The sequence below is a fragment of the Sphingomicrobium nitratireducens genome (assembly GCF_026157035.1).
Taxonomy (GTDB): domain Bacteria; phylum Pseudomonadota; class Alphaproteobacteria; order Sphingomonadales; family Sphingomonadaceae; genus Sphingomicrobium; species Sphingomicrobium nitratireducens.
In genome coordinates, this window is the sequence record NZ_JANJZA010000001.1 from 165,001 (window position 1) to 180,269 (window position 15,269).

A 15,269-nucleotide genomic window follows, 5' to 3' on the forward strand; every position below is an offset into this window, starting at 1 on the left:
TCGATCCACCTCCTGATCGCCACCGCGATCGGGGTCGGCGGCACCGTGCTGCTCGGCACCGCGCTGATGACCCTCGCTTTCTTTTCCTCGAGCAGCGGCCACGACGCCGAGGCCGCAGCCACTCCCGATCCCCATCAAGACAAGGACCCCGCATGAACCTCGACGGCATGGAGCCCATCCTGCGCGTGATGCCACGCCCCGCGGACATCAACGCCAACGGCCATATCTTCGGCGGGTGGGTCCTCTCGCAGATGGACATCGCGGGCGGCATCGTCGCCGCGCGCCGCGCGCAAGGGCCGGTCGCCACCGTCGCGATCGACGCGATGGAGTTTATCGCGCCGATCCTGCTCCACGACCTCATCAGCGTCTATGCGCGGGTAGAGAAGGTCGGCCGCACCTCGATGAAGATCCGCATCGAGGTGATCGCCACGCGCGACCGCGGCAAGACCGACGTCAAGGTGACCGAGGCGCTGTTCACCTTCGTCGCGATCGACGAACAGGCGCGCCCGCGCCCCGTCGACCAGGCCTGAACCTTCCCCAACAAAGAAGGGGCCCGCTTCGCGCGGACCCCTTCCCGGTTGCAGTCAGATTCGAGAGCGGTTTCCTTAGAAATCGACCTGGCTGCGAAGACCGATCATGTCGACGCCGTAACTCCCCTCGCCGTCGGCGAGGATCGCCGCATCGTCATATTCGATGTGCGCGTAGTTGAGCCCGAACAGCACGTAGTCGACCGGCTTCCAGTTGAGCGACAGCTGGTAGGCGTTCTGGGTGCCGCCGACGACGCCCGCATCGTTGAGATCGAGATGGTCCCAACGCGCGTTGAGCTGGAGCGAGCCGAACCCGCCTTCGCCGACCGGGCTGGCCGGCTTGACGCGGTCGAACTTGCCGCCCTTGTAGCCGCGCGTGTCGCCCTTGGTCAGGAAGAAGCCCGCTTCGGCATAAGCGCCGAAGAAGGTCGGGTCGTCCATCTCGGGGCGCGAGACCTGCTGCCAGTAGCTTTCGCCGGCAACGTGGAAGCGACCGAAGATGCCCGCCGCTTCGAGGCCGTAGCCGGTTTCCGAGGTCGCACCGAGCGAGCCGGTGTCGATGAAGCGCGTGTCGGTGCTGTGGACGGCCGGGCGCTGGCGATAGCGAACGCCCGAGATGGCGTCGCCGAGCTTGCGGGTGTGGATCGAGCCGCCGAAGTGCAGCTGGTTGGCGCCCATCTTGGGGGCGAAGACGATGCGGCCGTCGGCACCACGGCTGTTATTCTCGTCGCCGATCCCGTTGAGGTCGCCGATGCTGTCGGTGAACAGGCCGGCCTGCGCGATGAGGTCGCCCGCCTTGTACTGGACCGAGGCGCCGACTCGGCGCTCGAACCCGAACGCGTCGGTAAACGCGGCGCGCTCGATGAAGCTGGTGTGCAGCGAGCTGGTCAGTTCCTCCAGCGACTGGAAGTTGTTGTGCTGGCCGACGATCACCTCGAGCCCGCCGTCCTCGTAGGACAGGTATGCGTCGGTGAATTCGGGCTCGCCCGGTGCGAAGTCGAGCTCGAGCTTGTAACCGAAGCCGCCCGGGATATCGCCCTCGACGCCGAGGCGCCCGCGGCGCAGTTCGTTCGAGAAGCCGAGGCCGGCATCGTCGATGGCGTCCGGCGCATCGACCGTCGCGACGTCGTACATCAGGCGGCCGCGCGGCTTAAAGCTCCAGCCCTCTTTCTTCTGCTCGAGCTGCGGCGCGCCCTTCCAGGCGACCGCGTTGGCACTCTTCGCCTCGGCGACATCGCCCTTCAGCTCGGCGACCTCGGCCTTGAGCGCCTCGATCTCGGCGATCAGCGCGTCGATCCGCGCATCCTGGTCCTGCGCCATTGCCGGGGTTGCGGCAAGGCAGGCCGACGCCAGCAGGGCGCCACGAACAAACGACTTCATCTCGTCTTCTCCATTTGCGGTTTGGCGCTCCCCCCGAAGGTGCACGCCTCGTTCCCGTTGGGATCCCGCTAGGGCTCGAATGTTACAGGCGAATGACCGGATATGACGGCTCCGTGACAATGCGTCATGCGCCCGTCACCGAAACGACGATTTTCCGTCAGCCCGTCCACATCAAGGCGTCACCTGCGGCTCCTATCCCACCCGTGAGTTCGGCGCACGGGGGGGAGCCGATTCCCCATCATGCCATTGGCTCGAAACCGAAATTTCAAGGCAGAGCCCGCTTTTCCTGGGCACGGAGACTTCGATGACCAAGTTCAAGACCTTCCAGAAAGTTCTGATGATGGGCGTTGCCGCAGGCGCGCTTTCGGCTTGCGGCGCGGACGATGTCGCATCGCCCGGCGACGGCGTGATCGTCGTTCCCGCTCCCGCCCCGGCCCCCGCACCGACCCCCAGCCCGACCCCGACGCCCACCCCGGGCGAAGCGGCGGCCTCGTGCCCGACGGGCACGGCCAATGTCGGCACGATCGAAGTCGGCGGCGCCGGCAGCGGCGACAATCGCCGCGTCTGCCAGGTGTCGGGCACGATCCGCGGCTCGCTTACCCTCGAGAACCTCGCGGGCACGATCTACTCCCTCAACGGCAAGGTCGAGGTCGGTGACGATCTCGGTCCCGACGCCGGCAGCCCGCTCGCCGGCACCGCCGGGACGCTGACCATCGAGGAAGGCGTCACCATCTTCGCCTCGGCGGTCCAGGACTTCCTCGTCGTCAATCGCGGCTCGCAGATCTTCGTCGACGGCGCTGCCGATGCGCCGGTGGTCTTCACCGCCCGCAAGAACGTGCTCGGCACGGTCGGCGAATCGGAAGTCGGCCTGTGGGGCGGCATTGTCGTCCTCGGCCGCGCGCCGATCGGCGATTGCGATCTCCCGACCACCCCCTGCCAGGCGCAGGTCGAGGGTTCGGACGACATTTACGGTGGCACCAGCGCGTCGGACAATTCGGGTCGCCTCGAATATCTCCAGGTCCGTTACGCGGGCTACGAAGTGCTGACCGACAACGAGCTGAACGGCATCACGCTGGGCGGCGTCGGCGACGGCACGGTGGTCGACCACGTCCAGGTCCACAACAATCTCGACGACGGCATGGAATGGTTCGGCGGCACGGTGAACAACTACCACCTCGTCATGACCGGCAACGGCGACGAGATGCTCGACTATGACTCCGGCTACGACGGCGCCACGCAGTTCGTCATCGGCATCCAGTATGCCGGTCGCGGCGACAAGATCATCGAGGTCGACTCCGACGACAAGCCGCGCGACGCCACGCCGCGCACCAATGTCGAGATCTCGAACGCGACCTTTTACACGCCGCTCGACGAGTACATGCACATCCGCGGCGAGGCCGACATCGCGATCTACAACACCGTGATCAACGCGGTGAACGACAAGGCCTGCTTCAACATCAACGAGGACAATACGGCTGGTGCCAATGGCGGCGCGCCTGACGAATTGGGCGAACCGCGCTTCAAGTCGGTCGTGCTCGACTGCGGCACCGATCCGATCCGCGATGACGGCGACGTCTCGGTCGCGACGATCCAGGCGCTGTTCGCAGGCAACAACAACAACCTGACGTTCACGAGCACGCTGACCGACATGTTCATCAACGGTGACAACGAGACCGCGGTGACCTTCTCGTCGACCGCCGACCTCGAGAACGCGGATGCGTTCACCGACGTCACCTACATCGGCGCCGTGCCTCAGGACGGGTCGAACAACTGGTACGACGGTTGGACCTGCGGTCTGGTCGGCCAGGCCAGCTGTCTCGAAATCCCGGCCGCCGGCTAAGTCCGCCCTCCGGAGTGACAAGTGGGGAGCGGCGGCCAGTGGCTGCCGCTCCCTTCTTCCAAGAAGAAAGCACGGAAACGACGATGACCAAGCTGCACCCGATTGCCGCGCTGCTCGCCACCTCGGCGCTGCTCGCCCCGGCGACTGCCTTCGCGCAGGCCGCCCCGCCTTCCTCGCCCTCTGCCAGCCAGGTGGGCGATCCCGACGATCCCAACCAGCAGGAAGACACGGCGAACGCGGCCCAGCCAGGTGCCGCCGATGCCGAACCGGGACCGGGCGAAGTCGAGATCTCCGGCCCGGGAGCCGACCGCGATCTCGGCGAGATCGTCGTGCGTGGCCGCTATATTCCCAACCCCGTTCGCGCGACGCCCGAAGTCGTCTCCGTACTGTCCGCAGAAGACATCGCGCGCACCGGTGACGGCGACATCGCCGGCGCCCTGACCCGCGTCACCGGCCTGTCGGTCGTGGGCGGCCGCTTCGTCTACGTGCGCGGCCTTGGCGAGCGCTACTCCTCGGCGCTCCTCAACGGCGCACCGCTGCCGAGCCCCGAGCCGCTGCGCCGCGTCGTTCCGCTCGATCTCTTCCCGACCTCGATCATCGCTTCTACCGTCGTCCAGAAGAGCTATTCGGCCAACTATCCGGGCGAGTTTGGCGGCGGCGTCATCAACCTCACGACCCGTTCGGCACCCGAAGAAGGCTTCTTCTCGGTCGGGATTGGCGGCGGCTGGGATAGCGAGACCACCAATCGCCTCGGCTACACCTATTACGGCAGCTCGACCGACTTCCTCGGCTATGACGACGGGAATCGCGATCCGCAGGGTGCTTTCGCGAGCGCACTCTCGAGCGGACTCCGCATCGTCGAGGGTCCCGACTTCGAGATCGACCAGATCAAGTCGATCACCCAGAGCCTCGACAACGCGTCGACCAACCTCATCCAGCGCAACGACAACCTGCCGGCCAACTGGTCGGGCGACATCGGCTTCGGCACGACCATCCCGGTCGGTGCTGCCGATCTCGGTATTATCGGCGTTGCGGGCATCTCGAACAGCTGGCGCACCCGCGCCGGCATCCAGCAGGCCGGTACGCGTGTCGGCTCGCTCGACGCCGATGACAGCTATCTCGATCCGTTCGAAAGCTACCGCTACGTCAGCACCGAGAACCGCGTCGTCGTCAACGGCATGCTGAGCACCACGCTCAAGCTCGACGACCACAAGTTCCGCGTCACCGGCCTCTACATCCGCGATGCGCTCAAGGGCGCTGATGTGAAGATCGGCAACAGCTTCGACACGGTCGACGCTTCGCTGGTTCGCCCCGAGGACACGCTGCAAACCGGCGAGACCAGCTATTTCGAACGCGAACTGTACGACGCGCAGGCGGTCGCCGAACTCGAATTCGGCGATCTCAGCCTCGACCTTCGCGGCAGCTATGCCAAGACGCGCCGCGACGCCCCCTACGAGCGCGGTTACAGCTATTATTTCGACGACACGCTCGAAGATTATGTCAACGACCTGCGCTCTCCGGGCCAGGGCGCGACCGTCGCCTTCAGCGAACTGGACGACGAGCTCTGGTCAGGCGCGATCGACCTCAGCTACAAGCTGCCCACCGGCATGCCGATCACCGCGTCGGCTGGTTATGCCTATAGCGACAACACCCGTTCCGCGCTGCGCCGCTCGTTCGCCTTCCGACCGACCGGCACCCTGCCCAGCTACGTCGCGCAGGAGCGGATCGACTACCTCTTGAGCGATTTCAACGTCGCGACCTTCGACATCCTGCTGCAGGAGACCACCGGCGCGCTTGGTGCCGCGGCCTACGATGCAGGGCTTACGGTGCACGGCGCCTATGGAATGCTCGAGATCGAGCCCACCAACGAGATCCTCGTCAATCTCGGCGTGCGTTACGAGGAAGGTACGCAGAACCTCACGCCGCAGGCCCTGTTCGGCAACACGCCGCTGCCGGAGACCACGCTCAAGAACGACTACTGGCTGCCTGCCGGTACCGTGACGTGGAATTTCGCGGACGACATGCAGCTGCGCCTGGGTGCCTCGAAGACCATTGCCCGCCCGCAGTTCCGCGAACTCGCACCGCAACCTTTCCGCGATTACGAGAGCGCGCGCCTGTTCTACGGCAACCAGTACTTGGTCGACAGCGAGATCCTCAACGTCGACCTGCGCTACGAATATTATTTCGGGCGCGACCAGATCGTCTCGGCGGCCCTGTTCTACAAGGACATCGACAAGCCGATCGAAACCGTCGCGGCCAATGTCGGATCGTCGCAGATCACCAGCTTCATCAACGCCCCGAGCGCCCAGCTCTATGGTGCGGAGTTGGAACTGCGCAAATATCTGCCCTTCTACGACCTTGGTGCGCAGGAAGGCTTCCTGTCTGCCCGTCGTCTCGTCTTCATCGGGAACTACACCTATACGAACTCCGAGTTGAAGGTGGCCGATGGCGATACGACGATCACGCTGACCAGCGCACCGTTCGAAACCGATGCGACGAACATCTTCCGGGACGGCGCCCGCCTGACCGGACAGTCGGAGCACCTGGTCAACCTGCAATTCGGTCTCGAGCACGAGGATCGCCTGTCGCAACAGACCTTCCTGCTGACCTATGCCAGCGATCGTGCCACCAACCGCGGCGCGAACCAGACACCCGATCTCATCGAGGAACCGGGCGTGATGCTCGACTTCATCTGGCGCGAAGGTTTCGAGCTGCTCGGCACCGAGCTCGAACTCAAGGGCGAGGTCCGCAACATCCTGGGGACCGACTACAAGGAAACCCAGTCGCTCAACGACAGCATGATCGTGATCCAGTCCTACGATCGCGGCACGCGCTTCAACCTGAGCGCGACGGTCAAGTTCTAGTGCAGCGTGGCAGCCGGTCGGGTCTTCGGACCCGGCCGGCTAAGCCTGCCATTTAACTGTCAAAAAAGAGTCCCGACGCCTTCATTTTGGGCTACCAACACGGTTGAGGGAGGGCTCGCTTGGCCAGAATCATACCTATAGGCGACTGGTGGCGCGATCGACTGGCAGTGGCGCAGGCCCATCTGGTGTTGCGCGCACTGATGTTGGGCGCGGCCGCGCTGCTGGCGGCGCGTCTCGTCTGGGTGCTGCTGACCCCTCTCGGTCCGCTCAATGGCTGGCAGGCCCCCGTGCCCGTCGCGCCTCCGGCCGAAGCCCGCGCGATCCTGTTCGAGCGGTTCAACCCCTTCCCGCAGGCCAGTGCCGGCGGCGGCGACGTCACCACCGGGCTCGACCTCACGCTCTACGGGGTGCGCGAAAATCGCGGCGCGGGAACGGGCGGCGCCATCATCGGCCTGCCCGACGGCACGCAGGCCAGCTTCGGCGTGGGCGAGGAAATCCTGCCCGGCGCCATCCTCTCGGGCGTGGCGTTTGACCATGTCGTGATCGACCGCGGCGGGATCAGCGAGCGGCTCTACATGGAGGGCGCTTCCGACGCGCCTGTCGTCTCGCCCGCGCCCGGCCCTGCTGCCGGCCCCGCCAGCGGCCCGGCGGCGCGGCTGGTGGCCGAAAACGTCTTCCGCCCGCGGCTCCGCGGAGATGCCGTCACCGGCGTCATCGTGTCGCCCACCGCCGATGCGTCGCTGCTTGCGCAGGTAGGCCTGAAGCCCGGCGACGTCATCGTCGGCGTCAACGGGGCGGCGATCCAGTCGGCCAAGGATGTCGAACAGCTCGCCGCTGCGCTAAGGCCCGGCATCAGTCTCAACCTCAGCGTCGAACGCGGCGCGGGGGTCATTCCCGTGGCGTTGAAATTGTGAAGAGTCCCATGAAGAAAATCATCCTCGCGCTGGCCGCCTTCTCGATGACCGCATCGCCGGTCGCGGTGCTTGCCCAGTACACGGTCAACATGCGCGACGTCGACGTGCGCGCGTTCGTCGACGATGCCGCGCGCGTTACCGGGCTGACTTTCGTGGTCGACGGTCGCGTCAACCAGAAGGTCTCGGTCGTCACCGAGCGCCCACTCTCGCGCAACGAATATTTCGAGGTGTTCCTCGCCACGCTGCGCGCCAACGGGCTGGTCGCGGTGCCGATGGCGGGCGGGTACCGCATCCAGCCGGTGCAGGGCGCCGCCTCGCAGCCGACCCGCGTCACCGCCGGCTCGACCGCGCGCAACCAGTTCGTGACCGAGATCTTCCGCCTCCAGACGATCGAGGCCGCCGGCGCGATCGAGACGCTGCGCCCGCTGATCAGCGCGGAAGGATCGATCACCGCCAACACCAACGCCAACAGCCTCATCGTCGCCGACTATGCCGACAATATCGCGCGCATTCGCCAGCTGGTTCGCCAGATCGACCGCGACAACGCGACCACCGAGGTCGTCTATCTCGAAAATGCCGGCGCGCGCGAGATCGCCCAGTCGCTGACCCAGCTGTCGGGCGGGGCGGGCCGCATGCCGGTTTCGGTCACTTCGATCGACAGCGCCAATGCGCTCGCGCTGCGCGGCGATGCCGCCTCGGTCGCGCGCTTCGCCGGGATCGCGCGCGATCTCGACAGCCGCGCGTCGGCGGGCGCGGACATCCGCGTCTACTGGCTCGAACATGCCGACGCCGAACAGCTCCTGCCCGTGCTCCAGCAGTTGCTCGGCCAGCCGGTGACGCCGGGCGTGGGCGCCCCCAACTTCATCCGCACGCAGGAAGGCGAGGGGACGGGCGCGGGACCTGCCGACCCGGGCAGCGCCGCGGCCATGCCCGTCGGCGGGTCGGCAAGCGGCAACGGCATCGTGCGCTACGGGCCCTCGGTCGTCACCCGCTATGCCGGGACCAACGCCCTGATCGTCGCCGCCAATTCCGAGGTGCAGCGCCAGGTCGGCGAGGTCATCCGCCAGCTCGACACGCGCCGCGAACAGGTACTGGTCGAGGCGATCATCGTCGAGATCGGCGACAATGCCGCGCGACAGCTGGGCGTCCAGTTCCTGCTCGCTGGAGAAAATGCGCCTTTCGCGGCGGCCAACTATTCCAACGCGCAGCCCAACATCCTCGCGGTCGGCGGCGCGATCGCCAATTACGAGCTCGGCCGCGAGAATTCGATCAGCGACGAGGGCGTGGTCACCACCGGTATCGACAGCCCGCTCGGAGACGGCGTCACCGAAGCCGCGGTCCAGTCCGTCCTCAACGCCACCGGCGGCCTTGCCGGCGGCGTGATCGATGTGGGCCGCAACGCCCTGTTCGGCGCCATCATCAACGCCGTCCAGTCGGATACCGAGAGCAATATCCTCTCGACTCCCTCGATCATGACGCTCGACAACCAGGAAGCGAAACTCCTGGTCGGGCAGGAAGTACCGATCACCACCGGCGAAGCGCTGTCGAGCAATTTCGACAATGCCTTCCGCACCGTCGAGCGGCAGAATGTCGGTATCCAGCTCGACGTGAAGCCGCAGGTCAATTCGTCGGGCTCGATCAAGCTCTTCCTCCGCCAGGAAGTGTCGAGCGTGGCGGGCCCCGTCACCAAGGGTTCGGCCGACCTCGTCATCAACAAGCGCGAGTTCAAGACGGTGCTGACGGTCGACGATGGCGAGATCCTCGCCATCGGCGGCCTGCTCGACGAGAACGAGCGCCGCACGATCGAGAAAATCCCGCTGCTCGGCGACATCCCGCTCATCGGCGAATTGTTCAAGTCGCGCAGTCGAGCCAAATCGAAGACCAACCTCATGGTCTTCATCCGCCCGACAATCGTGCGCACCGTCGAGGAAGCGCGCGAGATGACCGCGCGGCGCTACGGCTACATCCGCGCCTCGCAATATGCCCGCAATCCCGAGGTCGAGCCAACCATCGATGCGCTGGTGCGCGATTACATGGGCGCGGTCCCGCCGGCCTACACGCCGCCGCCGTTGCAACCCGGCGACCAGGTCTATGCGCCCCAACCGCAACTTCCTGCCGGAGACGCTCAGTGACACCTGGCCGCGACGGCGAGTTGATCGGCGACGAAGAGGGGCAGCAGCCCGCCACCCCTGTTCCCGTCGATCCGCCCGCCGATGCCATCCCGCTGACCGACGTTCTCGAAATCCCGTACGCGTTTGCAAGGACGCATGGGGTGATTCTCTCGGGCATGGAAAAAGACGGCCTTCACGTGGCGCTGCGCGAGGGCGCCGATCCGGAAATCCTGCTCGAGGTGCGCCGCTATCTCGACCAGCCCTTCGCGATCGATTTCGTCGACGAAGCCGAATTCAACCGCCTCCTTCATGCGCGCTACGCCGTCGGCGAAGGGGCCGAGGGCCTGGCCGGATCGCTCGGCGATGCTGACGGGCTCGACGCGCTCGCCAGCGGCCTGCCGAGCGCCGAGGATCTTCTCGAATCGAGCGACGACGCCCCCGTCATCCGCCTCATCAACGGCATCATTGCCGAGGCCGTGCGCCAGGGCGTCTCCGACATCCATATCGAGCCCTACGAGCAGGCGCTTGTCGTGCGGCTTCGTCAGGATGGGGTGCTCAAGGAGCATCTGCGCATGCCGGCGCACGCCGCGCCCGTGGTGGTCAGCCGAATCAAGGTGATGAGCCGCCTCGACATCGCCGAGCGGCGCGTGCCGCAGGACGGGCGGATCGCATTGAAACTTGGCGGTCGCCAGCTCGACGTGCGCGTCTCCACGCTCCCCAGCCGCGGCGGCGAGCGGGTCGTGATGCGCATTCTCGACAAGGACCAGGCGGGTCTCTCGCTCGACCTGATCGGCGTCCATGGCGCTGCGGAAACCGTCCTGCGAGAGGCGCTCGCCGAACCCAACGGGATCATCCTCGTCACCGGCCCCACCGGCTCGGGCAAGACGACCACGCTCTACGCCTGCCTCCAGCTCCTGAACGACGGGCAGCGCAACATCCTGACCGTCGAGGACCCTGTCGAATATTCGATCGACGGGATCGGCCAGACGCAGGTCGACAGCAAGGTCGGGATGAGCTTCGCCGCCGGCCTGCGCGCGATCCTGCGCCAGGACCCAGACGTCGTCATGGTCGGCGAGATCCGCGACCGCGAGACCGCCGACATCGCGGTGCAGTCCTCGCTGACCGGTCACCTCGTCCTTTCGACGGTCCACACCAACGATGCGATCGGCGCGATCACTCGCCTGCGCGACATGAAGATCGAACCGTTCCTCATCGCCTCCTCGCTGCGCGCAGTCATCGCCCAGCGCCTCGTGCGCCGACTATGCGAGCATTGTCGTACGCCCGTTCCCGCCGACAAGGGCGTCGCCGCCCTGCTCGGCTTCGACGAGGGCGAGACGATCTACAAGGCGCCTGGATGCAACCAGTGCGGGCGCACGGGATACCAGGGCCGCATCGGCGTGTTCGAAGCGGTCAAGATCGACGGGACGCTGCGCCGCCTGATCGCCGAGGGCGGCGACGAAGCGGTCATCGCCCGACATGCCTTCCTGTCGGCGCCCAATCTCGGCGGCGCGGCGCGGGCGCTGGTACGCGCGGGCGAAACCAGCCCCGAGGAAGCGATCCGCATTTCGCGGCGCGAGGATGACGAGGTCGATGACGGCTGAGTTTTCCTATCTCGCGATCGACCAGCAAGGCCGGGAAAAGCGCGGGCGGCTGCGCGCCGACAATGATCAGGCGGCGCGCGCCAAGCTTGAAAAGCGCGGCCTTCTTCCCGTCGAGGTCGGCGAGGCGGACACCCCTTCGCTAGCCAACCGCGAGATCAAGCTGTTCACCCGCGCCGAGAAATTCTCGGCCAAGCAAAAGGTGCTGTTCACGCGCCAGCTTGCGACATTGATCCGCGTCTCCCCGCTCGAGGAGGCGCTCCGCACCATCGCCCGCCAGAGCGAAAAGGAAGAACATCGCCGCATCACGAGTCACGTCGCCGACCGTGTGGTCGAGGGGCGCCGCCTGGCTGATGCGATGGCCGCCGAACCGCAAAGCTTCGACCCACTCTACCGCGCAATGATTTCCGCGGGTGAAAGCTCGGGCACGCTCGGGCCGCAGCTCGACCGCCTCGCCGCCCTTCTCGAACGCCAGGCGGCAACGCGCGGCAAATTGCTCTCGGCGCTCGCTTATCCTGCCGTGCTGACGGTGGTCGCGATCGGCGTGGTTGCGGCGCTCATGATCGCGGTCGTGCCGAAGGTGGTCGAGCAGTTCGAGGATGTCGGCCAGCAGCTTCCACTCGTCACCAGGGTCGTGATCGCGATTTCCGACGCGATGGCGAACTGGTGGTGGCTGATTGCCCTTCTTCTCGCCGCCGCTATCGCCGGCTTCCTCGTCGCGCTGCGTAACGAAGCCTTCCGCGAACGCTTCGATGCCGGCCTGCTGCGGGTGCCGTTTCTCGGGCGCCTCCTGCGCGATCTCCACGCCGCGCGCATGGCGCGCACGCTCGCGACCATGGTGGAATCGCGTCTGCCCCTGGTCGAGGGGCTGCGGCTCACCCGCCCGACCATCCACAACCGCGCGCTCCGCGCTGCCGTCGTCCGGATGGAAGAGGACATTCGCGGTGGCGGCAGCCTGTCGGGCGCGATGCGTCGCGCGGGCCTGTTCCCGCCGCTCCTCCTCCACATCGCAGCAAGCGGCGAGAGCGCGGGCCAGCTCGGCCCGATGCTCGGCCAGGCCGCCGACTATCTCGAGCGAGAGTTCGACAATTTCACCGCCGCCGCGCTGGCCTTGCTCGAACCGCTCATCATCATCATCATGGGTGCCGTGGTGGCGACGATCGTGCTCGCCATCCTGCTGCCCATTCTCCAACTCCAGTCGCTGATCGGAGCCTGACCGTCATGAAGTGCCGCCCGTCCCCCCGCCGCCGCAAGAACGAGGAGGGTTTTACCCTCATCGAGCTGATGGTCGTGATCGTCATCATCGGACTGCTCGGCACGGTGGTGATGCTCAACGTGCTCCCGAGCCAGGACAAGGCGATGGTGACGAAGGCAAAGGCAGACATCGCCACGCTCAACCAGGCGATGGAAATGTATCGCCTCGACAATTTCTCCTATCCCGGCGCCGCCGACGGGCTGGCCGCGCTCCAGTCGCCGCCGCCCGGACTTGCCGATGCGAGCCGCTACCGGCCGGGGGGCTATATCAAGAACCTGCCCAACGACCCGTGGGGCCGCCCCTACCAGCTGCAGGTGCCGGGACGCGACAACGCAGCCTTTTCCATCTTCACCTACGGCGCCGACGGCGCGCCGGGCGGCGAAGGCGAGAATGCGGACATCTTCGGCGACTGATCGCGGGCGCGAGGCAGGTTTCACCCTCGCCGAACTGCTCGTCGCGATCGCCATCATGGCGCTCGCCACGACGGTCGTCGTCCTCACCATGTCGCCGGGCGGCCATCCCGCGCGCGACGCGGCGGTGATGCTCGCGGGTAAGACGGCGGGGCTGCGCGACGAAGCTATCCTTCGCAACCGGCCGCTCGCGCTGTGGGTCGAACCGACAAGCTACGGCTTCGAGCGATGGGACGGAGAAGGCTGGCAGCCGTTCGACGAGCCTCCCTTCGCCGCCGCCGAGACGTTCGAGGACGGCGTTCGCGCCGAGCTCGGCGGGCGCAGCCGCATCCGCTTCGACGCGGTCGGCATGCCCGATGCCCCCGCGACGCTGCGCCTCGTCGACGAAAAGGATGGCCGCGCCACGCTCACCGTCTCCGCGCATGGCGAGGTCGGCGCGCTGTGAGGAAGACAGGCTTCACGCTGATCGAGATGCTGGTCGCGCTGTCGGTATTCGCGCTGGCCGCGCTCGCCCTCCTGAGGCTTGACAGCCTGTCGGTGCGCACCACCGCCGACCTACGCGACCGCTCGATGACCCGCCTCGTCGCGATGAACGCCGTCGCCGAGGTCGCCAGCGCCCCGCGCGCGCCCGAGATCGGAAGCGAGACCTTTACGGTTACCAATCACGGCCAGGCCTTCGCACTGGTCCGCGACACGCGTCGCCTGCCCGACGAGCGCGTGGTCGCGGTCACGATCCTCGCGCGCCCGCTCGAGGGCGGCGCAGCGCAGCGGCTGACACTGGTGAGGCCAGTCTCGTGAAGCGAAACGGCTTCACCCTGATCGAAATGATCGTCGCGCTGGTCATCTTCGCCCTGATCGCAACCGCCGGCGTCGCGCTGCTTCGCGCCAGCGCCGATACCCAGCTCGCGGTCGAGGACGGACTGACCGAGCAGGCCGCGATCGAGCGCCTTTCGCTGCTGATCAACGCCGACCTGTCACAGGCGGCACTGCGTCCCACCCGGCGCGCCGATGGCGGATTTCGCCCGGCCTTCGTCGGGACCTCCGACAACATGATCTTCGTGCGCGACGGCATCGTTTCGACCGAGTCCAAGCCCTCGCCCAGCCTGCACCGCGTCGAATGGGCGGTGCGCGAAGGACGGCTCGAACGAACCGGCCACCGCCAACCCGACGGCGTCACGCTCGAGGATCCTGCTGCGATCCTGCTGCGCGACATGCGCGCTGCACGCTTCGAATATCGCGACGCGGCCGGCGGCTGGATATCGACCTGGCCCGACGGGAGCGGGCGCGCCTTGCCGCGCGCGGTGCGCCTGACCGTGACGGGCGCCGACTGGCCCGAGACGACGCTCGTCGTCGCGCTGCCCGATATCGAACCGCCCGCAGTGTCCGCCGCGGACGAGGACGCATGATCCCGCATCGCGAAAAGGGGACGGCACTGCTGTCGGTGCTGCTGCTGGTCGCGGTGATGGCCGTGGTCGCGGCGACCGCACTCGACCGGCTGGGCCTTGCGACCCGGCTCGCGCGCAACGCCTCGATTGCCGCCCAGTCGCGCCTGTGGCTCCAGACCGGGGAGCAGATCGCGCTAACCCGCCTTGCCGACGCCAATGGCGCGGATGGTGCCGCGGTCGCCGCGCAGCTGGGCGTCGAGCGCAGCGTGACGCTTCCCGACGGGCAAGTCGCCCTGCTTCAGCTCGACGACGCCACCAATTGCTTCAACCTCAACAGCCTCGCGCGCGAACGAGAGGACGGCACGCTGACCGCCTACCCGCGCGCCATTCGCCAGCTGCGCGAGCTGCTGCTCCTGCTCGGAATTTCGGAAGCCGATGCAATCGGCTTGTCGACCCGCGCCGTCGATGCCATCGACAGCGACAGCGCGGCACGTCCCGCCGGAAGCGAGATCGGCCAGGACGGCAAGCCGCTACCCAATCGCGCATTCGTCTCGGCGAGCGAGTTCACTCTCATCGAGGGCGTCGACGCGTCGCTGTGGCAGCGCCTGTCGCCCTACCTGTGCGCGCTGCCTCGCCACGAACTGTCGCGGATCAACCTCGAGACGATCACGCTGGACAAAGCAGAACTCGTCGCGATGCTCGATCCCGACGGGCTGGCCCTGTCGGACGTGCGCGCCGCCATTGCCGCGCGGCCGCGCTCCGGATTCGGCGATGTCGACCGCTTTCTCGAACGCCCCGCCTTTGCCGACGCGGTCGTGCCGAGCACCGTGCGTGGCCAGCTTTCGACCGACACCGACTTCGTCTCGCTTCGCACCCGCATCACCCTCGACGGCTTGACGCTGGCGCAGCGCTCGTTGATCGAGAGAAGCGACAGTGGCCCGCGCTTGCGGGGCAGGCTATGGGGGGCGGATTTTTAAGCCGGGCG

General features: G+C 66.9%; 14 protein-coding genes (1 of these 14 running past the window's edge). 13 read left to right on the forward strand and 1 reads right to left on the reverse strand.

All coding sequences use genetic code 11. The features are described 5' to 3' along the window. Together NNY25_RS00790 and NNY25_RS00795 are read left to right on the forward strand one after the other, a co-directional pair. Positions 1-156 carry the 3' portion of a hypothetical protein gene (locus tag NNY25_RS00790; RefSeq protein ID WP_265569455.1) on the forward strand. Its footprint begins 141 nt before the window's first position, so 156 of the gene's 297 nt are visible here — the last part of the coding sequence; the start codon falls outside the window, past its left edge; it ends in the stop codon at positions 154-156. Further along, positions 153-530, forward strand: coding sequence for an acyl-CoA thioesterase (locus tag NNY25_RS00795; RefSeq protein WP_265569456.1), 378 nt, complete (start codon positions 153-155; stop codon positions 528-530). Before NNY25_RS00790 ends, NNY25_RS00795 begins: the two co-directional genes overlap by 4 nt. Positions 531-605: 75 nt before the next feature. Here the strand turns inward: NNY25_RS00795 and NNY25_RS00800 are convergent, their stop codons facing one another. Then, positions 606-1,907 (reverse strand): OprO/OprP family phosphate-selective porin, encoded by a 1,302-nt coding sequence (locus NNY25_RS00800; RefSeq protein WP_265569457.1) that lies wholly within the window; start codon positions 1,905-1,907, stop codon positions 606-608. Between the two features lie 304 nt (positions 1,908-2,211). On the opposite strand from NNY25_RS00800, the gene NNY25_RS00805 reads away from it, so the two are divergent. From NNY25_RS00805 to gspK, 11 genes are all read left to right on the forward strand, one after another. Beyond that, positions 2,212-3,747, forward strand: a complete 1,536-nt coding sequence (locus NNY25_RS00805) for a hypothetical protein (protein WP_265569458.1) — start codon at positions 2,212-2,214, stop codon at positions 3,745-3,747. Positions 3,748-3,830: 83 nt separating this feature from the next. Next, positions 3,831-6,611, forward strand: a complete 2,781-nt coding sequence (locus tag NNY25_RS00810) for a TonB-dependent receptor domain-containing protein (RefSeq protein ID WP_265569459.1) — start codon at positions 3,831-3,833, stop codon at positions 6,609-6,611. A 119-nt stretch (positions 6,612-6,730) separates the two neighbouring features. Next, positions 6,731-7,525, forward strand: a complete 795-nt coding sequence (locus NNY25_RS00815; protein ID WP_265569460.1) for a type II secretion system protein N — start codon at positions 6,731-6,733, stop codon at positions 7,523-7,525. A gap of 8 nt (positions 7,526-7,533) precedes the next feature. Continuing rightward, a complete protein-coding gene (gene gspD, locus NNY25_RS00820) occupies positions 7,534-9,657 on the forward strand; it encodes a type II secretion system secretin GspD (protein WP_265569461.1) in 2,124 nt (707 codons plus the stop codon). Between the two features lie 86 nt (positions 9,658-9,743). Then, entirely contained in the window at positions 9,744-11,237 is a 1,494-nt protein-coding gene (locus NNY25_RS00825) for a GspE/PulE family protein (protein WP_265571418.1), read from the forward strand. Next, positions 11,227-12,450: a type II secretion system inner membrane protein GspF gene (gspF, locus tag NNY25_RS00830; protein ID WP_265569462.1), complete on the forward strand. Its 1,224-nt coding sequence runs from the start codon at positions 11,227-11,229 to the stop codon at positions 12,448-12,450. Before NNY25_RS00825 ends, gspF begins: the two co-directional genes overlap by 11 nt. A 5-nt stretch (positions 12,451-12,455) precedes the next feature. Then, positions 12,456-12,902, forward strand: a complete 447-nt coding sequence (gene gspG, locus NNY25_RS00835; RefSeq protein WP_265569463.1) for a type II secretion system major pseudopilin GspG — start codon at positions 12,456-12,458, stop codon at positions 12,900-12,902. Further along, positions 12,880-13,344, forward strand: a complete 465-nt coding sequence (locus NNY25_RS00840) for a GspH/FimT family pseudopilin (RefSeq protein ID WP_265569464.1) — start codon at positions 12,880-12,882, stop codon at positions 13,342-13,344. The genes gspG and NNY25_RS00840 overlap by 23 nt, the downstream gene beginning before the upstream one ends. After that, complete coding sequence (gene gspI, locus NNY25_RS00845; RefSeq protein ID WP_265569465.1) at positions 13,341-13,697, forward strand: type II secretion system minor pseudopilin GspI; 357 nt, start codon at positions 13,341-13,343, stop codon at positions 13,695-13,697. Before NNY25_RS00840 ends, gspI begins: the two co-directional genes overlap by 4 nt. Then, positions 13,694-14,305, forward strand: a complete 612-nt coding sequence (gene gspJ / locus NNY25_RS00850) for a type II secretion system minor pseudopilin GspJ (RefSeq protein WP_265569466.1) — start codon at positions 13,694-13,696, stop codon at positions 14,303-14,305. The genes gspI and gspJ overlap by 4 nt, the downstream gene beginning before the upstream one ends. Next, entirely contained in the window at positions 14,302-15,261 is a 960-nt protein-coding gene (gene gspK / locus NNY25_RS00855; protein ID WP_265569467.1) for a type II secretion system minor pseudopilin GspK, read from the forward strand. The genes gspJ and gspK overlap by 4 nt, the downstream gene beginning before the upstream one ends. Positions 15,262-15,269: the final 8 nt, after the last annotated feature.